This window comes from Klebsiella sp. JN_Kp126 (genome assembly GCF_033843325.1).
GTDB classification, from domain to species: domain Bacteria; phylum Pseudomonadota; class Gammaproteobacteria; order Enterobacterales; family Enterobacteriaceae; genus Klebsiella; species Klebsiella michiganensis.
This window is the reverse complement of sequence record NZ_JAWXQV010000056.1, coordinates 169205-190877: the sequence shown is the minus strand read 5'-3', so window position 1 is coordinate 190877 and position 21673 is coordinate 169205. Positions and strand designations below refer to the sequence as shown.

Annotated in this window: 23 protein-coding genes; 3 read left to right on the top strand and 20 right to left on the bottom strand. The window is 58.2% G+C overall.

Translation table 11 applies throughout. The features are described from left to right. Window positions 1–22: 22 nt before the first annotated feature. The 8 genes from SIK97_RS12740 to SIK97_RS12705 form a co-directional block, all read right to left on the bottom strand. On the bottom strand, window positions 23–706 hold the full coding sequence (locus SIK97_RS12740) for a tetratricopeptide repeat protein (protein ID WP_014837150.1): 684 nt from the start codon (window positions 704–706) through the stop codon (window positions 23–25). Window positions 707–912: 206 nt separating this feature from the next. Next, on the bottom strand, window positions 913–3060 hold the full coding sequence (gene fdhF / locus SIK97_RS12735; protein ID WP_077598876.1) for a formate dehydrogenase subunit alpha: 2148 nt from the start codon (window positions 3058–3060) through the stop codon (window positions 913–915). Between the two features lie 261 nt (window positions 3061–3321). Next, entirely contained in the window at window positions 3322–4233 is a 912-nt protein-coding gene (gene alsK / locus SIK97_RS12730) for an allose kinase (RefSeq protein WP_057172987.1), read from the bottom strand. Further along, window positions 4217–4912, bottom strand: coding sequence for a D-allulose 6-phosphate 3-epimerase (gene alsE / locus SIK97_RS12725; protein WP_032695089.1), 696 nt, complete (start codon window positions 4910–4912; stop codon window positions 4217–4219). The genes alsK and alsE overlap by 17 nt, the downstream gene beginning before the upstream one ends. Before the next feature lie 10 nt (window positions 4913–4922). After that, window positions 4923–5903: a D-allose ABC transporter permease gene (gene alsC, locus SIK97_RS12720; protein ID WP_014837152.1), complete on the bottom strand. Its 981-nt coding sequence runs from the start codon at window positions 5901–5903 to the stop codon at window positions 4923–4925. After that, on the bottom strand, window positions 5882–7414 hold the full coding sequence (gene alsA / locus SIK97_RS12715; protein WP_032747525.1) for a D-allose ABC transporter ATP-binding protein AlsA: 1533 nt from the start codon (window positions 7412–7414) through the stop codon (window positions 5882–5884). Before alsA ends, alsC begins: the two co-directional genes overlap by 22 nt. 65 nt (window positions 7415–7479) lie before the next feature. Further along, window positions 7480–8415, bottom strand: coding sequence for a D-allose transporter substrate-binding protein (alsB, locus tag SIK97_RS12710; protein ID WP_057172988.1), 936 nt, complete (start codon window positions 8413–8415; stop codon window positions 7480–7482). Window positions 8416–8475: 60 nt separating this feature from the next. Then, on the bottom strand, window positions 8476–9363 hold the full coding sequence (locus tag SIK97_RS12705) for a MurR/RpiR family transcriptional regulator (RefSeq protein WP_004097852.1): 888 nt from the start codon (window positions 9361–9363) through the stop codon (window positions 8476–8478). A 364-nt stretch (window positions 9364–9727) separates the two neighbouring features. On the opposite strand from SIK97_RS12705, the gene rpiB reads away from it, so the two are divergent. Both rpiB and yjdP read left to right on the top strand, forming a co-directional pair. Then, window positions 9728–10177, top strand: coding sequence for a bifunctional allose-6-phosphate isomerase/ribose-5-phosphate isomerase RpiB (gene rpiB, locus SIK97_RS12700; RefSeq protein ID WP_025107676.1), 450 nt, complete (start codon window positions 9728–9730; stop codon window positions 10175–10177). 69 nt (window positions 10178–10246) lie between these two features. Then, a complete protein-coding gene (gene yjdP / locus SIK97_RS12695) occupies window positions 10247–10579 on the top strand; it encodes a DDRRRQL repeat protein YjdP (protein ID WP_049080186.1) in 333 nt (110 codons plus the stop codon). 33 nt (window positions 10580–10612) lie between these two features. Here yjdP and phnP read toward each other — a convergent pair whose 3' ends face one another. The 12 genes from phnP to SIK97_RS12635 form a co-directional block, all read right to left on the bottom strand. Next, a complete protein-coding gene (gene phnP / locus SIK97_RS12690; RefSeq protein ID WP_057172989.1) occupies window positions 10613–11371 on the bottom strand; it encodes a phosphonate metabolism protein PhnP in 759 nt (252 codons plus the stop codon). Between the two features lie 15 nt (window positions 11372–11386). After that, entirely contained in the window at window positions 11387–11950 is a 564-nt protein-coding gene (gene phnN / locus SIK97_RS12685) for a ribose 1,5-bisphosphokinase (protein WP_014837158.1), read from the bottom strand. Then, a complete protein-coding gene (phnM, locus tag SIK97_RS12680; protein WP_047724822.1) occupies window positions 11950–13086 on the bottom strand; it encodes an alpha-D-ribose 1-methylphosphonate 5-triphosphate diphosphatase in 1137 nt (378 codons plus the stop codon). Before phnM ends, phnN begins: the two co-directional genes overlap by 1 nt. Beyond that, entirely contained in the window at window positions 13083–13769 is a 687-nt protein-coding gene (gene phnL, locus SIK97_RS12675) for a phosphonate C-P lyase system protein PhnL (RefSeq protein ID WP_004097859.1), read from the bottom strand. The genes phnM and phnL overlap by 4 nt, the downstream gene beginning before the upstream one ends. 197 nt (window positions 13770–13966) lie before the next feature. Next, window positions 13967–14725, bottom strand: coding sequence for a phosphonate C-P lyase system protein PhnK (gene phnK / locus SIK97_RS12670; RefSeq protein WP_004097860.1), 759 nt, complete (start codon window positions 14723–14725; stop codon window positions 13967–13969). Then, window positions 14722–15570 carry an alpha-D-ribose 1-methylphosphonate 5-phosphate C-P-lyase PhnJ gene (locus SIK97_RS12665; protein WP_004097861.1) on the bottom strand — a complete coding sequence of 283 codons (849 nt, stop codon included), beginning with the start codon at window positions 15568–15570 and terminating at the stop codon, window positions 14722–14724. The genes phnK and SIK97_RS12665 overlap by 4 nt, the downstream gene beginning before the upstream one ends. After that, on the bottom strand, window positions 15563–16627 hold the full coding sequence (locus SIK97_RS12660) for a carbon-phosphorus lyase complex subunit PhnI (protein ID WP_057172990.1): 1065 nt from the start codon (window positions 16625–16627) through the stop codon (window positions 15563–15565). The genes SIK97_RS12665 and SIK97_RS12660 overlap by 8 nt, the downstream gene beginning before the upstream one ends. Then, entirely contained in the window at window positions 16627–17211 is a 585-nt protein-coding gene (phnH, locus tag SIK97_RS12655; RefSeq protein ID WP_004097865.1) for a phosphonate C-P lyase system protein PhnH, read from the bottom strand. Before phnH ends, SIK97_RS12660 begins: the two co-directional genes overlap by 1 nt. Then, window positions 17208–17660, bottom strand: a complete 453-nt coding sequence (phnG, locus tag SIK97_RS12650; RefSeq protein ID WP_057172991.1) for a phosphonate C-P lyase system protein PhnG — start codon at window positions 17658–17660, stop codon at window positions 17208–17210. The genes phnH and phnG overlap by 4 nt, the downstream gene beginning before the upstream one ends. Next, window positions 17661–18386: a phosphonate metabolism transcriptional regulator PhnF gene (phnF, locus tag SIK97_RS12645; RefSeq protein WP_057172992.1), complete on the bottom strand. Its 726-nt coding sequence runs from the start codon at window positions 18384–18386 to the stop codon at window positions 17661–17663. It abuts the gene before it with no gap. A 217-nt stretch (window positions 18387–18603) separates the two neighbouring features. Then, entirely contained in the window at window positions 18604–19038 is a 435-nt protein-coding gene (yjdN, locus tag SIK97_RS12640) for a VOC family metalloprotein YjdN (protein WP_049080184.1), read from the bottom strand. A 136-nt stretch (window positions 19039–19174) separates the two neighbouring features. After that, window positions 19175–19510: a zinc ribbon domain-containing protein YjdM gene (locus SIK97_RS12635; protein WP_004097870.1), complete on the bottom strand. Its 336-nt coding sequence runs from the start codon at window positions 19508–19510 to the stop codon at window positions 19175–19177. Window positions 19511–20050: 540 nt separating this feature from the next. Here SIK97_RS12635 and proP point away from each other — a divergent pair. Continuing rightward, window positions 20051–21553 (top strand): glycine betaine/L-proline transporter ProP, encoded by a 1503-nt coding sequence (gene proP / locus SIK97_RS12630; protein ID WP_004097871.1) that lies wholly within the window; start codon window positions 20051–20053, stop codon window positions 21551–21553. The last annotated feature ends 120 nt before the right edge of the window (window positions 21554–21673 follow it).

The window sequence follows — 21673 nt, the reverse complement described above, 5'->3', positions numbered from 1 at the left end:
TGACATCGCACCGGGCTTTTTCTTATCTTTTACTGATCCTGTCGAACTCTTCACAGCCGGTATCAAACCCCTCCTGACAGCTGACGTTGAGCCAGTGCAGCGCTTTCTGCTTGTTGGGTTCGATAAAGCCTTTTTCTCCCTGCTGGAAAAGCATCCCGGCCCAGTATTCAGCGTAGCCGGTGCGGGAGAGGGCAGAGCTCTCTTTAAAATACTGCGTCGCCTTTACGTCATCTTCCGGGGGATGAACGCCGCTGGCGTAGATAAGCCCCAGCAGCATCTGGGCGTCGACGGCTGAATCGCTTTCCGGATCCTGGGCGGCATGCTGTAACAGGGAGATGGCGTGCGGATAGTTCGGCGTACCGGCCTGCTGGTTCACCAGCACCCGGGCGAGGACTATTTCTCCCGCCCTGCTGCCGGTCTGCACCGATTTTTCCGCCAGCGCTTTCGCCTGGCGGTAGTCGGCCTGCTGCGGATTGCGGATTTTGAGCTGAGCCAGCAGCGCCAGCGCATCGCCGTCGCCCTTGTCTGCCGCTTTCTGCGCCCAGTATTCAGCCTGCGGAAAATCGCCGAAGCTGACGTAAGTGTCGGCCAGGTAGTACTGCGCGCGCGGGTCGCCCGCTTCGGCCAGCGGTTTGTACTGGCTGCCGGGTTCCATGGCGCCTGCGGCGACGCTTGCCATCACCAGCAGTAAATAGAGGTATTTCATTTTTTATTATCGGTAGAGGACATAGCGAGCAGTATAAAGGCAGGTGAAGGAGAAGAAAACGACGGGAACGAGTGGGGGATATGAACGTTTTACTCGAACCATCGTGCCGTCTGTTTCCCCGGGGTCGGCGCTGACGCGCCTTGCCCGGGCTACGGATTGTGTAGCCCGGACAGGTGCGAAGCACCGCCTCCGGGGAGGCGGCCCGATTAGCCCATCGCGCTTTCGCGCAGGCGGGTTTTCAGCTTATTGTACTCGTCAATTACGTACTGCTCGGCGGCCCGCTGGTCGGCAATCGGCTCAACGTTGACGGCGCAGTACTTGTACTCCGGCGTTTTGGTTATCGGGCTCAGGTTCTCGGAAACCAGCTCGTTACAGGCGCCAATCCACCACTGGTAGGTCATATAGACCGCCCCTTTATTCGGACGATCGCTGACCTGCGCGCGGGTGATAATACGGCCCTTACGCGAGTTCACCCACACCAGCGCCTCATCCTCAATGCCCAGACGTTCGGCATCAGCGGTATTGATCTGCGCATAGCCCGGTTCATCCGCCAGCGCGGCCAGCGCCGCACAGTTGCCGGTCATCGAACGGCACGAGTAGTGGCCGACTTCGCGCACCGTCGACAGCACCATCGGGTATTCGTCGGTGAGCTTGTCAATCGGCGCGACCCAGTCGCAGGTGAAGAACTGCGCCAGACCGTTCGGGGTATCGAACTTCTCTTTAAACAGATAAGAGGTCCCCTGGTCGGCGTCGGACTCATCGCGGCATGGCCACATGACGTAGCCCAGCTCGCCCATTTTCTCGTAGGTGGCGCCGTAGAAATCCGGACACAGATGACGCAACTCGTCCCAGATTTCCTGGGTGTTGTTGTAGTGCATCTTGTAGCCCATCCGGGTGGCGATTTCGCTGATGATCTGCCAGTCGGTTTTCAGGTCCCACTTCGGCTCTACCGCTTTAAAGAAGCGCTGGAAGCCGCGGTCCGCTGCGGTATAAACGCCTTCGTGCTCGCCCCACGAGGTGGAGGGCAGGATAACGTCGGCCGCTGAGGCGGTTTTGGTCATGAAAATATCCTGGACGATAACCAGTTCCAGATCGTCGAAAGCCTTACGCACGGCGGACAGCTCGGCGTCGGTCTGGAGCGGATCTTCCCCCATGATGTATGCCGCCCGCACTTCGCCATGCGCCGCGCGGTGCGGAAGCTCGCTGATGCGGTAGCCGGTGTGCGCCGGCAGGCTGTCGACGCCCCAGGCTTTGGCGAACTTCTCGCGGTTTTCCGGGAACTTAACGTACTGATAGCCCGGATAGGTATCCGGCAGCGCGCCCATGTCGCAGGCGCCCTGAACGTTGTTCTGGCCGCGCACCGGGTTGACGCCGACGCTCGGCTTGCCGAGGTTGCCGGTGAGGATCGCCAGGCTGGTCAGCGAACGTACGGTCTCTACGCCCTGGTAGAACTGGGTGACGCCCATGCCCCACAGGATGGCGGCGGATTTCGCGCTGGCGTACATGCGGGCGCAGGCGCGGATCTCCTGGGCACTCACGCCGGTAATCTCTTCCACCGACTCCGGCGTATAGCCTTCGACGATTTTGCGATACTCTTCGAAGCCTTCGGAACGGCTGGCGACGAAGGATTTATCGTAGAGATCCTCTTCGATGATCACGTGTCCGATAGCGTTGAGCAGCGCGATATTCGAGCCGTTCTTCAGCGCAATGTGCATATCGGCGATGCGCGCGGTTTCGATTTTACGCGGATCGCAGACGATGATTTTCGCCCCATTGCGTTTGGCGTTAATCACGTGATTCGCCACAATAGGGTGTGAATCTGCCGGGTTATACCCGAAGATAAACACGAGATCGGTGTTGTCGATCTCGGTGATGGCATTACTCATAGCGCCGTTACCGACCGATTGGTGCAGACCTGCAACCGATGGGCCGTGTCAGACGCGAGCGCAGCAGTCGACGTTATTGGTACCAATAACGGCGCGCGCGAATTTTTGCATCACATAGTTGGTTTCGTTACCCGTCCCGCGGGACGAACCGGTAGTCTGAATCGCGTCCGGGCCATACTTCTCTTTAATGGCGCTGAGGCGAGTGGCGACGTAATCGAGCGCCTCATCCCAGGAGACGGATTCCAGCTTGCCGCCGCGCTGGCGACGGATCATCGGGGTTTTCAGGCGCGGGGTAAGGATCTGGGTATCGTTAATGAAGTCCCAGCCATAATAGCCTTTCAGACACAGGGTTCCCTGGTTGGTTTTCCCCTGTGCCGCCTCCGCCCGAACGATTTTGCCGTTATCGACCACCAGGTTGATTTTGCAACCTGATGCGCAATACGGGCAAACCGTGACGACTTTTTTCATCGGTCTTGCTCCAGTTAATCAATTGGCGCATACGCGCTATCGCGCCGTCACTATGCATCTTCTATGCCATGTTTTCACTGTGGGTATTGACTGATGATACGTCGTTTTTTTGGGCGAAATGCTGACGAAAAACAGGCTATCGTCAGTTTTGACGTGTCGACGCGGGCGCCTGTGACGCGGCCGGGTAGCCCGGCCAGGCGCGCAGCACCGCCGCCGGGGATGTGGGAAGAGGCAGGTCCAGGCTTATGGGCGTTACCTCGGCTAGCTTAAATACCGGCTTCTCGCCAGCGCCGCCGCGCCCTGGGCGCCGTTAAATGCGGAAGAGGAGGCGGCGATAAAGCGTACGGCCTGATACGGCAGCGGACGGCGGACGTAGGTTTTGACCATGGCGATTAAGGTGTCGCGCGGGAAGGCGGGCATATCCATCACCCCGCCGCCGAGGAGCACCGCATCGGGATCGAACAGGTTGATGCTGGTGGCGATGGCGCGAGCGGCGTGGTTTAGCAACGTCTGGACAAACGGCTCCCGCGCAGCGTGGACGAACAGCTCGCCCAGTTCGTACGCTCGAGGTTGCTGTTCATACCAGCGCTTGAGCGCAATGCCGGAGCAGACGGTTTCCAGACAGGCGGGGTTGCCGCAGGCGCAGGTGAGGGCGTCATCGCCCTGCGGAATATGCCCCAGCTCGCCCGCCACGCCGTGGGCGCCGGTCCACGGCCCGCCGTTCAGCCAGACCGCGAAGCCCATTCCGGTGCCAAGATAGGCCGCCAGCACCTCCTGCTCCTGCAGGCCGTTCTGCTGCACATCAAAAGAGAGCTGCAGATTCACATCGCGGGAAAACTCCACCGGGCAGCCCAGTGCCGCTTCCAGCCGGTCGGCCAGGTTATACAGGTCGTCGGCGGCCAGCGGCAGATTGGGCGTTGAGATAATCGTCCGCTTGTCTTTTGCCACCAGCGCTGGAAACCCCATCACCAGCCCGCAGCAGTGGGCGTCGTGCTGGGTCAGCTGCTGCTGCAGCAGGTTTTTAATACCGTTGACCAGGCCGTCGGCGCTAATCACGTCGGCGGTGCGCCGCTTTTCGCAGTGCAGCGCTTCGCCCTGCGCCGTTTGCAGGCAAAGCCGGATATGGGTCGCGCCCATATCCACGCCCGCGACGACGTTACGCTGTTTTTGCATGAGGCAGTACCTCGCGTTTTGCCGTCAGGATCTGCTCTGCCATGATCTGCCACGCGTCTTCTATCTTATCGGCGTGATTGAAGAGGCCTGATGTGCCGACGATAAAGACGTCCGCGCCCGCCGCCATCAGTTTTTGATAGGTGGCTTTATTGCAGGAGCCGTCGATTTCGATCTCGTAGCTCAGCCCCTCGCGCTCGCGCCAGGCTTTCAGTTCGGCGATTTTTTCCAGCATCTCCGGGATAAACGGCTGCCCGGCGAAGCCCGGATCGACGGTCATCACCGTGATTTTGTCGGCTTTATGAATGTAGTACTTCATGGTCTCAACCGGGGTTTCCGGGTTAAGGATCAGTCCGACCTTCATGCCGTGGCGACGGATCTCTTCGATCAGGCGGAAGGCCTGGCCGTTAATCGTTTCCGGATGCAGGGTGATAAAATCCGCCCCCGCCTGCGCCAGCTGGCTAATGTAGTCCTGCGGGCGGGTGACCATCAGATGGCAGTCCAGCGGTTTGCTGGCCAGCTTTTTGACCTGGCTGACGAAAAAAGGCGACAGGGTCAGGTTTGGTACAAAATGACCGTCCATAATGTCGATGTGAAAATAGTCTGCGTGCTGGTCGATAAACTCGATCTGTTCTTTGAATTTCAGCAGATCCATACACATTAAAGAGGGAGCAATTTTCATGATAAATTCCTTACTTACTGATAAGACGGTCGAGGGCGACAGCCGCGATGATTAATCCGCCCATTACCACCAGCTGGTAGTAGGTTTGTACTTGCAGGATGTTCAGTCCGTTGTTGATAGTGCCGATAATCAGGCCGCCGATGACCACCGAGAAGATGCGTCCTTTACCGCCGAAGAAGCTGGTGCCGCCAATGATGGCGCTGGCGATGGCGTAGGTTTCAAAGCCCATGCCGGCCAGCGGTTCCGCCGCCCCGAGGCGGGCGGTGGAGACCACGCCCGCCAGTCCGGCGCAAACGCCGGAAATGATGAATACCAGCAGCATGTGGAACTTGACGTCGATGCCGGAGTAGAAAGCGGAGTGCTTGTTACCGCCCAGCGCGTAGATGTTGCGGCCCACGCGCATACGGGTGGTCAGGAACCAGAGGATCACCGCCACAATCAGCGAGAAGATCACCGGAACCGGAATGCCCAGCGGCGTGGCGGCGAAAAAGTTAACGAAATCAAAAGAAAACCCGTACACCGAGTTGGCATCAGAGATCACCAGCGTAATACCGCGGAAGATGGCGTTGGTGCCGAGGGTAATAATGAACGGATGCAGGCCGGTCCAGTTGACCAGGCAGCCGTTGATGGCCCCCAGCGCGCCGCCGACCAGCACGCCGCCAATCAGCGCCGCGAGGAACGGGTCGACGCCCGCCAGCATCAGCTTCGCGGTGACCATCCCGGAGAGCGCGAGGATCGCCCCGACCGACAGGTCGATCCCGGCGACGAGGATCGCGAAGAACTCGCCCATGCCGATCAGGACGGTGACCGAGCTCTGGACGAAGATCTGCGTAATATTGTTGGTCGTCAGGAAGTACTCTGACGACAGGGTGCCGAAGATGGCGACGATGATGGCGAGAATAAAAAAGGTGCCGTATTTATCCCAGAACAGCGCGAAGTTAAACGGTTTTTTCTCGCCCATCTCGCCTTTCACTCTTGTGGTAGTGCCCATGCCATAATCTCCTCTTCGCTCATGTCGTCGCGATTGGTCAGGATTTGCGTCAGTCGCCCTTCGCAGAACACGGCAATGCGGTCGCAGACGGCGATAATTTCAGGTAGTTCGGACGACACCATCAGGATGACTTTTCCGTCATCGGCCAGCTGGCGCATCACTTTATAAATTTCGGCTTTTGCGCCCACGTCGATACCGCGCGTCGGCTCGTCAAAAATGATCACTTCGGGGCTGCAGCATAGCCATTTGGAAATCAGTACCTTCTGCTGGTTGCCGCCGGAGAGCTCGGTGATGTTTTGATCGACCGAATGGCACTTCAGCGCCAGCAGCTTGCGCTGCTCCTCCGCCGTTCTGCGTTCGTCGCCTTCGCGGAACAGCCCCATGGCCCCTTTGTAGCCGCCGCGCTTCAGGCTCTGGCTGACCGCCATATTCTGGGCGATGGAAAAATTGGGAAAAAAGCCGTTTTCCCGGCGGCTTTCGGTGATATACCCCATGCCTTTCTTTAAGGCGTCGAGCGGCGAGCGGGGCGAGATCGCGTTGCCGTTGAGGTATATTTCACCGCTGCTACGCTTATCGACTCCAAACAGGCAGTCCATCAGCTCGGTGCGCCCGGAGCCGACCAGCCCGGCAAAGCCGAGAATTTCGCCGCGATTCACGCTAAATGAGATATCGCGTACCTTTTTCTTGTCATGGCTGGTGACGTTTTTCACTTCGAACACCGTCTCGCGGGCGATGTTGCCGGTGCTCTCTTTCATGGCGTTGAAGCGGTTTTGCAGCTCGCGGCCGACCATCAGGCGTACGATGTCGTCGTTATTCACTTCGCTGACCTTCCCGCTGCAGACGCTGCTGCCGTCTTTCATCACCGTGTAGCGGTCGCAGATGCGGCGTATTTCCGCCAGCTTGTGCGAGATATAAACAATGGCGGTGCCCTCTTTACGCAGCTGGTTCATGATCAGGAACAGATAGTCCACCTCTTTATTGGTCAGCGAGGAGGTCGGTTCATCCATGATCAGCACTTTAGCGTCGAGCATCAGCGTCTTGGCGATCTCCAGCATCTGCTTGTGGCTGATGGAGAGATTCGCCACCTTTTCGTCTAAATCGATCTTCAGCCCGATGCGCAGCAGCATCATCGCCGCCCGTACGCGCATTTCCTTCCAGTCGATAACGTTGACGCCGCAGACTTTTTTCGTCAGATGGCGGCCAATATATAAATTCTCCAGCACCGTTAATTCATCAATGACGCTGAGCTCCTGGTAAATAATACCAATGCCGAGCTGGGCCGCTAATTTATGGTCAAGCTTGTGGTAGTTAACGTTATTAATCGTAATGGTGCCTTTGGTCGGTTCATGTATTCCCGACAATACTTTCATCAGCGTTGATTTACCGGCACCGTTTTCCCCTAGTAACGCATGTATTTCATGGGGGTAAATAGTTAAATCAACCGATTTTAATGCGTGAACCGGGCCAAAGGATTTGCCGATCCCCGCCATTGAAATATATGGCGTGAGCATAGAAAATTTCCTTTATTACCGCTGCGTGATTTCCCCTCTTCCAAAGAAAGAGGGGATGCACAGACCTATTTCGTCACCAGAATGGAATCCACCAGCGTAAACTGCGGGGCTTTATCCAGCGGGATGACTTTGCCGCTCTTCTCGGCGTCGACCATCAGCTTAAGACCCGTAGCGCCAATATCCGCCGGGTTCTGCGCGATAGTGGCGGTCATTTGCCCGGCTTCGACCATTTTGCGCGCTTCCGGAATACCGTCGGTACCCACCACCAGCACCTTGCCGGTTTTGCCGGCGTTCGCGACGGCCTGGGCGACGCCCATTGCCATGGTGTCGTTGGCGCAGTAAATCGCTTTAACGTTCGGGTTACGCTGCAGCACGTTCGTGGCGACGTCCAGCGCTTTGATGCGGTCCCAGTCGGCAGGCTGGCTGGCCACCAGCTTGATCTGGCTCGCTTTTTTGAAGGCTGCGGTGGCGCCGCTGCGGCGAGCTTCGCCGGAGGCATTACCGGCTTTGCCTTCGATAATAGCGACTTCGCCGCCTTCCGCGCCGAGCTTGTCGATGATAAATTCCGCGCCTTTTGCCCCCACCGCCACGTTATCGGTGGTGACGAAACCTTCGACGTTGCCGCCGGCTTTCTTCAGGTTATCCATATCGATTTTTTCATCGAGGTTGACCAGAAAGATGCCCTTTTTCCACGCTTTGGCCACCGGCATGACCAGGTTTACCGAGGAGAGCGGCGCAAAGGCGATACCTTTGTAGTTTTTGTTGCTCAGGTCTTCAAACAGCTGCAGCTGCGACTGAAAATCCCCTTCGGAAGGCGAGGCAAAAATATCGACGCTTACGCCCAGCGTTTTGGCTTCGTCCTCAATACCCTTTTTCATATCCACCCAAAATGGATTGGATAAGGTTTTTAATACCACAGCATAATCGGCGGCGGCAAAGGCGCTGGTGGATAACATTACGCCCATGAGCGTGCCGCTGAAAAGTTTCAGATATTTATTCATGGCAGTATTCTCAGTGTAGGATACAGTTATATTGATCCCACCAGTGTGGGATCGGTTTTTTTATTTAAGCGCGCCGGGTGAAAAGAAATTAACAATCGCGCCAGTTTTTTGCATATTTAAATTCGCTTGCTCAATGTTGAGCTGTGCAACGGAAACAAAAAACGCATCTAATAATGTGAGTTGTAATATACGCGCTGAGGCGTTACGCCCTAATAAAGGCGTCTCTGGTGCTGGCGAACAAATAATAAAATCAGCTAACTTGGCAATCGGCGAATGGTAGCTATGGGTGATACAGATAATTTTCGCCCCGTTCTTTTTCGCCAGCTCCACCGCTGATTTGATATCGCTGGTGCGCCCGGAGTGCGAGACCACCAGCACGACATCGCCTTCCTTCAGCAGCGAGGCGGACATCATCATGATATGCGCGTCCGGGTAGGCCTGGCAGCGCACGCCGATGCGTAAAAACTTATGCTGCACGTCGGCGCAGATGGCGTTGGAGCCGCCCGCGCCGTACAGGTCGCGCTGGTTGGCCTGGGCAAAAAAGCGCGCCGCGCGGTGAATTTCGTCGACGTTCACGATCGACTGGCCTTCCATAATGGTGCGCAGGGTGATGTTGAACACCTTATTCACCACATCCTGCGGCGCATCATCAAAGGAGAGTTCGGTCGGTAACACCTGTTCAGACTGCGAAAAGTAGGCCTCCAGCGCGCTGCGCAGGTTACGAAAACCGCTAAACCCCAGCAGCTTAGAAACCTTAACGATCATGGCTTCTGATACCGACAGCGCTTCCGCGACGTCCTTGATTGCCGGCGCATCGCTGAGATTGCCGGGGGTAAGCAACCATTCGACGATACGGCTCTCGTTTTCGGTCATCCCTTCCTGCTTCATGCGAAGCCAGGGGGCAAGGCCGATGCCGTTAGGGAGCGAACTGGATTCTGTCTGACTCATCGCTTTCTCATTGTCCATAAAATGAAGACGACACTATATCACCACAGGCGAAACAAAAAAGATACCACCAACTTCACAAAATTATACTTTTTATAAAGTTATGTTTATCGTGAAGTTTTGCTAATGTTGGTTTTATCTTAATTTCTTATAAATTCATTATAAATCAGTTATTTATTGTTTTATTTCAGTTCTTTTTTTGCAAGATGAAAACTAGGTTAAATAACGCTTTCGTCTTGATTTGTAAAATTTGTCCGTGTAGAAAGGAGCCTGACGATGCTGTTTTCAGCGTTTCCTGGGGCATTTTTAGGCGTTTAAATCACAACGCTAACCATCCTTGTAAAGTTAACAACAGGCGAGGCTAAGTATGAAAAGGATTGCATTTGGCTGCGATCACGTCGGGATTATCCTGAAAGACGATATTCTTGCGCATCTGCGCCAGCGCGGTATTGACGTCGTAGATAAAGGCGCATGGTCCACGGAACGTACCGACTATCCGCGCTATGCCAGCGCCGTCGCTCAGGCCGTTGCCGCCGGCGAGGTCGACGGCGGGATCCTAATCTGTGGCACCGGCGTCGGCATCTCTATCGCCGCCAATAAGCACCCGGGTATTCGTGCGGTGGTGTGCAGCGAGCCCTACTCGGCGCAGCTTTCACGACAGCATAACAACACCAATATTCTGGCCTTTGGCGCGCGGGTGATCGGCCTTGAACTGGCGAAAATGATCGTCGATGCCTGGCTGGCTGCCGAATTTGAGGGCGGGCGACATCAGGGGCGAGTGGACGCCATCGGCGCGATTGAACAGCAGCGGATTTGAGATTCCTCCGCTACTCCCGGCGATAGCCCTTGATTAACGTAGAGCCAGCCCCCCGATGAGACTGGCTTTATGAAACGTTACTCTACCGCTTTGCTTATCTGCACCTTGTCCCTCGCCGGCCAGCTGGCGCACGCCGATATGATTGATGACGCGATCGGCAATATTCAGCAGGCCATTAATGATGCTTACCATCCGGGCGATAGCCGGTCTGACGATGATGACTATGATGATGGGCGCTATCAGGACAGCCGCCAGCAGAGCGCCGATCGCCAGCGGCAGTATGACGACCGGCGGCGACAGCTTGAGGATCGCCGACGCGTACTTGACGAGCGCCAGCGCCAGCTTGATCGGGACCGCCGTCAGCTGGAAAGCGACCAGCGCAGGCTGGATGATGATTATTGATGCGGCACGACTCGCGGCCTTCGCCGCGCCCGCTTAATCCAGCGTTATCTCCATGCCGTCAAATCCCGCTTCAAATCCCGCCGGTAGAGCATTCTCCATCATCCACGCATCGAAGCGGTGGCTGATATGGGTGAGGATCACCCGCGGGCAGCCGATGATCTGGTTAATGGCCCGCACGGTGTTCAGGTCGCAGTGGTTGCGCGGCGGCTGCGGGCGCGGCTCGTGGCTACAGTCGATAATGATAAGCTGCGGCTGGTTATTCAGCAGAAATTTCAGCGTTTTCTCCGGCAGCGCGGCGGTATCGGATAGCCAGGCGACCCGGCTGTGGGCCGACTCCAGCAGATAGCCAAACGTGAGCCTTGAGTGGTTCAGCGGCAGCGGCGTAACGCGCAATCCCTGAAGTTCAAATCTTACAAAGGGTTCGACGGTATGGCTGAAATCCAGCAGGCCCGGATGCTTAAACAGATCATCGCAGCCCTGTTCATCCGGGGGGCCGTATACCGCAATAGGTTCGCCCACGCCCCAGCGCAGCGGGAACAGGCCTTGAACGTGATCCATATGATAATGGGTGAGCAGAAACTGCTGAAAGCTGCCGGCGGGCCACTGGGTCATCAGGTCCGGTAGCCCGGCATCGAGCAGGGTCACCGCGTTGTTGTATTTGACGACCGCGCTACAGGGACGGCGACGATGCGCTTCGTCGACGCGGGCGCGGCGGCAGGCGGGGCAGTCGCAGCCGAAAACCGGTACCAGCTGCGCGCCGCCGGTGCCGGTTAAGCGGATAGTCAGGCTCATCTCTTCTCCTCGCGTTCAGGCAGTCTGCTGTTCGCGCCGGTTGCCGTGAATACGAATCAGCGAAACCAGGGCATCCACCGACTGGCTAAGTCGGCCATCGTTATTCAGCGTCAGACACTCGTTCGGCGTATAGCGCGCCGCGCGCGCCAGGCGCTGGGCGATTTCCGTCTCGTTCTCCCGTCCGCGCTGCTCCAGGCGCTGTCGCAGCACCGCCGGAGAAACCTGCAGACAGATGGGCAGCAGCGCGTCGGCATAGCGCGCCTGCGCCTGCGGCAGATGGGCGCGTGAACCGTTAGCGACCACGTCGAACCCGGCGTGCAGCCACAGGTCAATCTCGATGCCAATGCCATAGTAATTGTTGTTAGCATGCCAGCTAAGAGCAAACAGATGCTGTTCGGCGCGGGTAAAAAACTCATGCTCGCTGAGGGCGATATGGTTTTCACAGCCCGCGTTGTGTGGACGGGTTATGTAGCGGTGCGCCACCAGCAGCTGCGGATGCTCCCGCTGGCGCAGCGCCGCCAGCAGGCTGTCTTTGCCGGAGCCGGAGGGGCCGACCAGCCAAATCAGTTTCCCTGTCATCAGAAGACCCTCTTGCCTTGCCGCCAGACGTGATCAATATGGATATGCTCGCCGTGACGGCGCGCCAGCACCAGGTCCGCCCGCTTACCTTCGGCAATCGCCCCGCGGTCGTGCAGCCCCAGCGCCTGGGCCGGGTTTTTGCTCACCAGACGAATGGCCTGCGCGAGGGTAAAGGCGTTGCCCTCGTCGTCGGCGATGCGAAAAGCGGCATCCAGCAGACTGGCGGGATAATAGTCGGAGGAGAGAATGTCCAGCAGGCCGCTGGCCACCAGATGGTGGGCGGCGACGTTCCCCGAGTGCGAGCCGCCGCGTACGATATTCGGCGCGCCCATCAGGACGCTCATCCCATGCTGGCGCGACGCCTGCGCTGCGGCGATCGTAGTGGGAAATTCGGCGATGACGCTGCCAAGCTGGCGCGATTCGAGCACATGTTCGCAGGTGGCGTCATCGTGGCTGGCCAGCGCGATATTTCGCTCGCGACAGATGGCGGCGATGCGCTGCCGGTTAGGCTGAGACCAGGCCGCCGCCAGCGCCATCTGCTCCTCTTCGAATTTGTCCATCTCTTCGTTGGTCAGGTGATATTTGCCCTGATAGTAGTCGCGGTATTTGCTGCGGTCGGCATACTGGCGCTGGCCAGGGGAGTGATCCATCAGGGAGACCATGCTCACCGGCTCGCGGCCAACCAGCTTCTCAAACAGCGGCAGGGTGGTGTGATGCGGCAGTTCGCAGCGCAGATGCAGCCGATGTTCAGCGCGGTTGAGGCCGCGCTTCTGCGTCTCTTCCACGGCGTTGATCATTTTTTCGAGATTTTCCAGGCGATCGCCGCCGTCGCGCACATCGCCAATAGCCACGGCATCCAGCACGGTGGTGATGCCGCTGGCGACCATCAGCGCGTCGTGGCTGCTCATCGCCGAGTGGGCGGGCCAGTCCACTTTCGGTCGCGGGGTGAAAAACTTGTCCAGGTTGTCGGTATGCAGCTCGATAAGCCCCGGCAGCAGCCAGCCGCCCTCTCCATCGATGGCCTCCGCCAGTCGGCTCTGGCTTTCGGCAAAGGCCGAAATTCTGCCGTCCTGCACTTCCAGCGAGCCGTTAATCACCTCGTCTTCGAGGACCAGCTTTACGTTATTGATAATCATGCTGAAATTCCCATCGGGTGCAGACGGTCGGCGACCTGGTTGCGCGTGGCCTCGTCGTGAAAAATACCGACGATCGCCGCGCCGCGGGCTTTGGCTTCATGGATCAGTTCCACCACCGCGGCGCTATTTTTGCCGTCCAGCGAGGCGGTGGGTTCGTCGAGAAGCAAAATCGGGTAGTCGACCGCGAAGCCGCGGGCGATGTTAACCCGCTGCTGTTCGCCGCCGGAAAAGGTCGAGGGGGCGAGGTGCCACAGGCGTTCGGGTACGTTCAGCCGCGTTAGCAGGCGGGCGGCTTTCGCGGCGCTCTCTTCGCGCGGGATGCCCAGCTCGAGCAGCGGCTGCATCACCACGTCGAGGGCGGAAATGCGCGGGATCACCCGCAGAAACTGGCTGACCCAGCCAATGGTGGTTTTGCGCACTTCCAGCACTTTGCGCGGCGTGGCGGTAACCAGGTCCACCCATTCATCGCCGTGGCGAATATGAATGTGGCCGCTATCGGGGAGATAGTTGGCGTACAGCGAACGCAGCAGGGTCGATTTTCCGCTACCGGAATGGCCGTGCAGCACCACGCATTCACCGGCATTCACGGTCAGCGAGGCGTCGGCGAGTACCGGCAGACGGACGCCGTGCTGCTGGTGCAGAACAAAGGTTTTATGGATGTTTTCAACGCGGATGGCGTTCATTTTTAGCCTCATCGTGCCTGAATTTCCCCGGATCGCGGCGTGAACGCCTTATCCGGGCTACCTGATGCATTAACTCACGAAGCGCGACCGGGGAGTCCCGGAGGCGACGCGTTGCGCCTGTCCTGGCTACCGGCTCGCAGACGGCCCGGGATCCGTAGCCCCGGTAAGCGCAGCGCCACCGGGGAGTGGACATTCACTCAGTTCTGCAACACCGACGACACCAGCAGCTGGGTATAGGGGTGATGGGGATCGTCGAGCACCCGGTCGGTTAAGCCGCTTTCGACTACCTGGCCCTGCTTCATCACCAGCAGACGGTTAGCCAGCAGGCGGGCGACGCCGAGGTCGTGGGTCACAATCACCACCGCCAGGTTCAGCTCCACGACCAGGCCGCGCAGCAGATCGAGCAGGCGCGCCTGCACCGATACGTCCAGCCCGCCGGTGGGCTCATCCATAAACACCAGCCTCGGCTGCGTCACCAGATTGCGGGCGATTTGCAGGCGCTGCTGCATCCCGCCGGAAAAGGTGGTGGGCAGGTCGTCAATGCGCGAAGGCGGGATCTCCACCTCCTGCAGCCACTGTCCGGCGGTGGCGCGAATATTGCCGTAGTGACGGGACCCGGTGGCCATCAGGCGTTCGCCGATATTGCCGCCGGCCGAGACCTGGCGGCGCAGGCCGTCCATCGGATGCTGATGCACCACGCCCCATTCGGTGCGCAGCAGACGTCGGCGATCCGCTTCGCTCATGGCGTATAGCGAGCGCTGTTGATACAGCACTTCTCCCTGCTGCGGGGCCAGGCGGGCGGAGATCGCTTTCAGCAGCGTGGTTTTTCCGGAGCCGGATTCGCCGACGATACCCAGCACCTCCCCCGGCCACAGCTCGAACGAGACGTCGCTGAAGCCTTTGCCCGGCGCGTAGAGGTGGGTCAGGTTGTTCACCGCCAGTAACGGATGACTCATTTTTTCTGCTCCTCGCTCTGTTGGCGGCAATAGTCGGTATCGGAGCAGACAAACATCCGTTTGCCGCTGTCGTCGAGCACCACTTCATCAAGATAGCTATGGCGAGATCCGCAGATGGCGCAGGGTTCATCCCACTCCTGAACGGTAAACGGATGATCGTCGAAATCGAGGCTCTCAACCGGGGTATACGGCGGTACCGCGTAGATGCGTTTTTCGCGTCCGGCGCCGAACAGCTGTAGCGCAGGCATCATATGCATCTTCGGATTATCGAATTTTGGAATCGGCGACGGATCCATCACGTAGCGGCCGTTGACCTTCACCGGGTAGGCGTAGGTGGTGGCGATATGGCCGAAGCGGGCAATATCTTCGTACAGCTTCACCTGCATCACGCCGTACTCCTCCAGCGCGTGCATGGTGCGGGTTTCGGTTTCGCGCGGCTCGATAAAGCGCAGCGGCTCCGGGATCGGCACCTGGAAGATCAGGATCTGATCGTCAGTCAGCGGCGTTTCCGGGATCCGGTGGCGGGTCTGGATCAGCGTGGCGTCTTCGGTGCGCTCGGTGGTCGCGACGCCGGTCACGCGTTTGAAAAACTGACGAATCGATACCGCGTTGGTGGTGTCATCGGCGCCCTGATCGATCACCTTCAGGACGTCATTTTCCCCGATGACGCTGGCGGTAAGCTGGATACCGCCGGTTCCCCAGCCGTAGGGCATCGGCATCTCGCGACCGCCGAAGGGCACCTGGTAGCCGGGGATGGCCACCGCTTTCAGGATGGCGCGGCGGATCATGCGTTTGGTTTGCTCGTCGAGATAAGCAAAGTTATAGCCGGTCAGTGCGTTAGCCACGTTGATTCTCCCGTTGCAGGCGTTTAAGCAGCGCCAGTTCGGCCTGGAAATCGACATAGTGGGGAAGTTTAAGGTGCGAAACGAAACCGGCGGCCTCGACGTTATCGGCATGGGCCAGCACAAACTCTTCATCCTGGGCAGGGCCCGCCATCTCTTCGCCGTACTCCGGCGCCTGGAGCGCGCGGTCAACCAGCGCCATCGCCATCGCTTTGCGCTCGCTCATGCCGAACGTCAGGCCGTAGCCGCGGGTAAAGTGCGGCGGTTCATCCTGAGGGTCGACAAAGCCGTTGACCATCTCGCATTCGGTCATCAGCAGTTCGCCGATAGTGACGGTGAAGCCCAGCTCTTCGGGAGCGATCTCCACCGCGACGTAGCCGCTGCGAATTTCACCGGCAAACGGATGGTTGCGTCCGTAGCCGCGCTGGGTGGAGTAGGCCAGCGCCAGCAGGTAGCCCTCGTCGCCGCGCACCAGCTGCTGCAGGCGCGAAGAGCGCGAACAGGGATAAACCGGCGGATGGCGGGTGATATCGTCGGGCTGCGCGTCGGTATCCCGCTCCGCCTTCGCCAGTCCCTGCTGGACGAGCAGATTAAAGATGTGCGGCGTCGCTTCCTGCGGTGCGCTATCGGTCGCCAGCGGCGGCGTTTCGCCGTTGGCCAGCAGGGTAAAATCGAGCAGACGGTGGGTGTAATCGTAGGTCGGGCCGAGCATCTGGCCGCCGGGGATATCTTTATAGACCGCCGAGATACGGCGCTCAAGGCGCATACCGGCGGTGTCGACAGGCTCGCTGACCGCCAGCCTTTGCAGGGTGGTGCGATAAGCGCGCAGCAGAAAAATCGCTTCGACGCTGTCGCCGCTGGCCTGCTTCAGCGCCAGCGCCGCCAGCTCCCGGTCGGCGATGCCGCCTTCGGTCATGACCCGGTCCACCGCCAGATTAAGCTGTTGGCTAATCTGATCAACGCTGATTTCAGGAAGCCGTCCCTCGCCTCGGCGTTTCTGTTCCTGTAGGGCGTGAGCGGCGACGATCGCCTTCTCGCCGCCTTTGACGGCTACGTACATTAGCAGACCTCGACGTGAGTGGTGCGCGGAATCGCCAGCAGGCGTTCGCCGCAGGTGAGGATCAGATCGATTCCCAGCGGGAACGGATGCGGACGCTCGGTCAATTCTTCAATAATGCATTCCGGCAGCTGCGGGGCGATCATCCGCTCTTCGGCGATCCCCGCGCCGGTCAGCCGCAGCATCCGGCCGCCGCTCAGGCTGGCAAGCTGAACCACCAGCGTGACGCCGGTTTCCGGGGCGACGACGGTACCGGCGGAAAGCACGTTCAGCTGCTCGGCGCTGATGCTGTCGCTGGCGACGGCGAAGGTCGCCTGCTGCGGCTGCTCAACCAGCGGCGCGCCGGTATGGAAGCGCAGATTCTGGCCGACAAGATCGTTATGCAGCGCGGGAGCGAGCCAGACCGGCGTATCGTGATCCACCAGCGTCAGCAGCAGGCTGGTGGAGGCGACGTTCAGCGGCTGCCAGCCGTGCTGAAGCTGCTGCAGGGAGACAATCACTCCCGGCTCGCTCATCGCCTTCAGCAGGCGGCGGAAACTGTGCTGGGCATCCTGCACAGCCAGGGTAAAGGCGGGTTGTAATGTCATGCGTTATCTCCGCGAACCAGAGTAAAGAAGTCGACCCGGCTGGCGTTGACTTCGGCGCGTCGGGCTTCAATGCGCGCGCTGCGTTGTTCTTCCAGCGGGGTTATCAGGGTTTCCATCAGGGTGTGAAAATGGTGTGGCGACTGCATCAGGGCATCAATGGCCGCGCAGCGTTCAGCGTGCGGGCGGTCGCGGCCCAGAATCCAGCTATAGCCGAGGGTGCCGTCGGCCAGGCGAATGGCGGCGCGGGTTAAGGTGGCGTCTCCGGCGAAGAATCGGGCGCCGATGCCGCCCATACGCGCCTGCAGCTGCACCAGCCCGGTCTCCGGGGCACGAATCAGCTCATACTGCGGCGCGAGCTGCAGCGTCTGCATCCGCGCCGCCAGTTCTTGTGGTTCACTGTGGGCCAGCACGGACATCCAGCGCTGGCGGGTTGCGGTATCAAAGTGCATTCAGTGCTCCATGGTGAATTCAATCATGTCGGCGCGGGTCAGGCTGACGGAGTACTCCGTCGCGCTCTGCTCGCCCTGGCGATGATTCAGGGTGCGCACGCACAGCAGCGGCGCCATGTTGGGAATGCCGAGAATATTGCTCTCTTTGGCCTGCGCGCGGCGGGCGCTGATTTTGGTGCGCACGCGGGTCAGTTCGATATCCAGCCGATCGCGCAGCAGGTCATGGAGAGAGCCGTGGGTAAAGGTTTGCAGAACCGGCCACAGCTGCAGGTCGGTAAAGTAGTGGTCGATCAGACACAGGGCGACGCCGTTCACGCGGCGCAGGGTGCGCAGGTGAATGACGTTATCGCCTTCACTGATAGCAAACGCCTCGGCAACGTGGCTGCTGGCCGGACGCACCACCGACAGCAGCTTCTCGCTGGTCGGGTGGCTGCCCTGTTCGAGAAGATTCTGGCTAAAGCGGGCCTGGGCGTTGAGCGGATAATCTATCGGGCGCATCAGCACCAGCACGCCGACGCCCTGACGGCGCTGGACCCAGCCGCGTTCGACGAGCTGATCGATGGCCCGGCGCAGGGTGTGGCGGTTAACCTCAAAGCGGGACGCCAGCTGCTGCTCGGCGGGCAGATAGTCGCCGCAGTGGTAATGATGGCGAAGCTCTTGCTCCAGTTTGGCGGCAATTTCCTGATATCGCGTTGGATAACTGGTCGGATGTCTGGATAAGTACATGTCAATCGAGCCTCACTAAGGACAAGGAAGTATTTCCCTCTGAGCGTGGGCCGATCCTGACGGTTTTTTGTTACATTTCGGTTAACTCATGATGACCGGGGGATGAAGAGTTGATGCCGGTGGAATGACAGGGTAAGGGGGAGTGAATGCACAGATGCCCTCACTCCGCCCTCTCTCCCTTTCGGGGGGAGCACAGGGTGAGGGGAAAAGGCCAGCGTTAAGGCTCTTTCACCACGTTGACCATCCACGGGACGCCAAAGCGGTCGATAACTTTACCGAAGCCGTGCGCCCAGAAGGTTTCCTGCCAGGCCATCTCAATCTGCCCGCCGTCGGCGAGGCCGTCAAACCAGCGTTTACCCTCAGTAATATCCTGCGAGTCCAGCACGACGGTAAATCCGGCGTAGCGCTCCATGTTGCTGGAGGGGCTGTCGCTGAGCATCAGGATACTATCGGCAATGCGCAGGCTGGCGTGCGCGATACCGTCGGCAGCCAGATGCTGGCCGGAAGGGCAGCCATCTTCGGCGTCCTGCGTATTCTGCGGCATTTCACCCCAGGTGATTTTGTGGATGAGCTCCGCGCCCAGCGCCTGCTGGTAGAAAGCGATGGCGGCAGCGCAGTTGCCGCTAAAAGCGATATAGGGACTTAAGGGCATAACCATTACCTCAGGTAACGAATATTCCATTAAGCGTAGAAGGGGATTGCAGAATTAAGCCAGGCGGCAGCGAGGGATTCCGGGAGGCCACGGGAAAATATATTTCCCCCCGACAACGGGCGTCGGGGGAATAAAATCAGTTCTTTTTAACAAATTCGGATTTTAGCTTCATCGGGCCAAAACCATCTATTTTACAGTCAATATTATGATCGCCTTCAACCAGGCGGATATTCTTCACTTTAGTGCCGATTTTTAGCATCGAAGAGCTGCCTTTAACCTTCAGATCTTTTACCACGGTGACGCTGTCGCCGTCAGCGAGTAAATTACCGTTGGCGTCTTTGACCACCAGCGCGTCGTTATCGTCCGCAGGCTCGGCATTGTTCCATTCGTGGGCGCATTCCGGGCAGATAAACATGCCGCCGTCTTCATAAGTGTATTCAGAATGGCATTTTGGGCAGTGTGGCAGTTGCATGACGTTCCTCGCGATTACTGGGTAAAACAGGACGTTGGTCCTTTAAATGGCGGCTGATAGCCGAAAGTAATGCTGATTATAACGCAATCCCGCACTTTTGTCGGGCCTTTTTTATGACTTATCGCAGCGGAGAAAGAGGATATATATCGTGAGGCCTGGCGGGCTTATTTTCATAAAAAGCGCAGGATATTTCCGGAAATGTATCGCTAAGTTCCAATATTCATTGAACTTATTGCTTTTGGATGACTCTGTTTAAGGGTAGGTAAATTTTTGTGAAGTTGATCCCAAATTTAAACGCTGTTAGGGTAAAAAGGCGAGAACGCAAATTCACTACACTTATTAGCGGTACCGCTTATTTCATTATGGCCAGAGCAGGCGTCAACAGGTTCGGTTGTACGGACTGTCAGCAGACAGTGCAGGCAAACCTGCTACGCTTGAAATGTGGAGCACAGCAATTCGCCGCTCCCAACGCATGACGCGAATGACCTTGTCATTCGGCGGAGATTCGTGCGCTCAAGGCGAGAGCAAAAGAGGATAATTATGCTTAAAAGGAAAAAAGTAAAACCCATCACGCTTCGGGATGTGACCATCATTGATGATAGCAAACTGAAGAAAGCGATTACCGCAGCGTCGCTGGGTAACGCGATGGAATGGTTCGATTTTGGGGTATATGGTTTTGTTGCATATGCGCTTGGTAAGGTCTTTTTCCCCGATGCCAACCCCAGCGTGCAGATGATTGCCGCGCTCGGTACTTTCTCGGTTCCCTTCTTAATTCGTCCATTAGGCGGCCTGTTCTTCGGGATGCTGGGCGATAAATACGGTCGACAAAAGATTCTGGCGATAACCATCGTTATCATGTCGATAAGTACATTCTGTATCGGCCTTATTCCGTCGTATGCCACGATTGGTATCTGGGCGCCGATCCTGCTGCTGCTGTGTAAAATGGCGCAGGGCTTCTCGGTGGGCGGCGAATATACCGGTGCCTCTATCTTTGTTGCAGAGTACTCGCCTGACCGTAAACGCGGCTTTATGGGCAGCTGGCTGGACTTCGGTTCGATAGCCGGTTTTGTCATGGGCGCGGGCGTAGTCGTGCTGATTTCCAGCGTGGTGGGCGAAGAGAACTTCCTCGACTGGGGCTGGCGTATTCCGTTCTTCCTGGCGCTGCCGTTAGGGATTATCGGTCTTTATCTGCGTCATGCGCTGGAAGAGACGCCGGCGTTCCAGCAGCACGTTGATAAAATGGAGCAGGGCGACCGCGAGGGCCTGCAGGATGGGCCGAAAGTCTCTTTCAAAGAGATTGCGACCAAACACTGGCGTAGCCTGCTGACCTGTATCGGTCTGGTGATTTCCACCAACGTGACCTACTACATGTTGCTGACCTACATGCCGAGCTACCTGTCGCATAACCTGCACTATTCTGAAGACCACGGGGTGCTGATCATCATCGCCATCATGGTCGGGATGCTGTTCGTTCAGCCGGTTATCGGTATGCTCAGCGACCGTTTTGGCCGTCGTCCGTTCATCCTGATTGGTAGCGTGGCGCTGTTCGCGCTGTCGATTCCGGCCTTTATCATGATTAACAGTAACGTCCTTGGCCTGATTTTCGCCGGTCTGCTGGTGCTGGCGGTGGTGCTGAACTGCTTTATCGGGGTAATGGCCTCGTCGCTGCCGGCGATGTTCCCGACTCACATCCGCTTTAGCGCCCTGGCCAGCGCCTTTAACATCTCGGTGCTGATTGCCGGTCTGACGCCGACTCTGGCGGCGTGGCTGGTGGAAAGCACGCAGAACCTGATGATGCCGGCTTACTATCTGATGGTGGTGGCGTTGATTGGTCTGATTACCGGCCTGTCGATGAAAGAGACCGCCAATCGTCCGCTGAAAGGGGCGACGCCAGCGGCTTCGGATATTCAGGAAGCGAAAGAAATTCTCGGCGAGCACTACGATAACATCGAACATAAAATCGAAGATATCGATCAGGAAATCGCCGACCTGCAGGAAAAACGTTCTCGTCTGGTGCAGCAGCATCCGCGCATCAACGACTAAATCGTTTTGCCAGTAATTCATGCCGCCGCGGGCTTCCCCCGGCGGCATTTTTTTATGTCCTGAGCGGCTACGGGCTTGAGGTCATTCGCGGACCGCCCGGGCCCGGTAAGGACCGGGCGG

Coding starts and splice junctions, on each gene's coding strand:
- proP (WP_004097871.1), top strand. CDS start 20,051: ATGCTTAAAAGGAAAAAAGTAAAACCCATCACGCTTCGGGATGTGACC.
- yjdP (WP_049080186.1), top strand. CDS start 10,247: ATGAAACGTTACTCTACCGCTTTGCTTATCTGCACCTTGTCCCTCGCC.
- alsB (WP_057172988.1), bottom strand. CDS start 8,415: ATGAATAAATATCTGAAACTTTTCAGCGGCACGCTCATGGGCGTAATG.
- SIK97_RS12740 (WP_014837150.1), bottom strand. CDS start 706: ATGAAATACCTCTATTTACTGCTGGTGATGGCAAGCGTCGCCGCAGGC.
- SIK97_RS12635 (WP_004097870.1), bottom strand. CDS start 19,510: ATGCAACTGCCACACTGCCCAAAATGCCATTCTGAATACACTTATGAA.
- phnM (WP_047724822.1), bottom strand. CDS start 13,086: ATGATTATCAATAACGTAAAGCTGGTCCTCGAAGACGAGGTGATTAAC.
- phnK (WP_004097860.1), bottom strand. CDS start 14,725: ATGAGTCATCCGTTACTGGCGGTGAACAACCTGACCCACCTCTACGCG.
- alsK (WP_057172987.1), bottom strand. CDS start 4,233: ATGCAAAAACAGCGTAACGTCGTCGCGGGCGTGGATATGGGCGCGACC.
- phnN (WP_014837158.1), bottom strand. CDS start 11,950: ATGACAGGGAAACTGATTTGGCTGGTCGGCCCCTCCGGCTCCGGCAAA.
- phnP (WP_057172989.1), bottom strand. CDS start 11,371: ATGAGCCTGACTATCCGCTTAACCGGCACCGGCGGCGCGCAGCTGGTA.
- yjdN (WP_049080184.1), bottom strand. CDS start 19,038: ATGCCCTTAAGTCCCTATATCGCTTTTAGCGGCAACTGCGCTGCCGCC.
- SIK97_RS12660 (WP_057172990.1), bottom strand. CDS start 16,627: ATGTACGTAGCCGTCAAAGGCGGCGAGAAGGCGATCGTCGCCGCTCAC.
- phnH (WP_004097865.1), bottom strand. CDS start 17,211: ATGACATTACAACCCGCCTTTACCCTGGCTGTGCAGGATGCCCAGCAC.
- alsE (WP_032695089.1), bottom strand. CDS start 4,912: ATGAAAATTGCTCCCTCTTTAATGTGTATGGATCTGCTGAAATTCAAA.
- alsA (WP_032747525.1), bottom strand. CDS start 7,414: ATGCTCACGCCATATATTTCAATGGCGGGGATCGGCAAATCCTTTGGC.
- phnL (WP_004097859.1), bottom strand. CDS start 13,769: ATGAACGCCATCCGCGTTGAAAACATCCATAAAACCTTTGTTCTGCAC.
- phnF (WP_057172992.1), bottom strand. CDS start 18,386: ATGTACTTATCCAGACATCCGACCAGTTATCCAACGCGATATCAGGAA.
- phnG (WP_057172991.1), bottom strand. CDS start 17,660: ATGCACTTTGATACCGCAACCCGCCAGCGCTGGATGTCCGTGCTGGCC.
- alsC (WP_014837152.1), bottom strand. CDS start 5,903: ATGGGCACTACCACAAGAGTGAAAGGCGAGATGGGCGAGAAAAAACCG.
- SIK97_RS12705 (WP_004097852.1), bottom strand. CDS start 9,363: ATGAGTCAGACAGAATCCAGTTCGCTCCCTAACGGCATCGGCCTTGCC.
- rpiB (WP_025107676.1), top strand. CDS start 9,728: ATGAAAAGGATTGCATTTGGCTGCGATCACGTCGGGATTATCCTGAAA.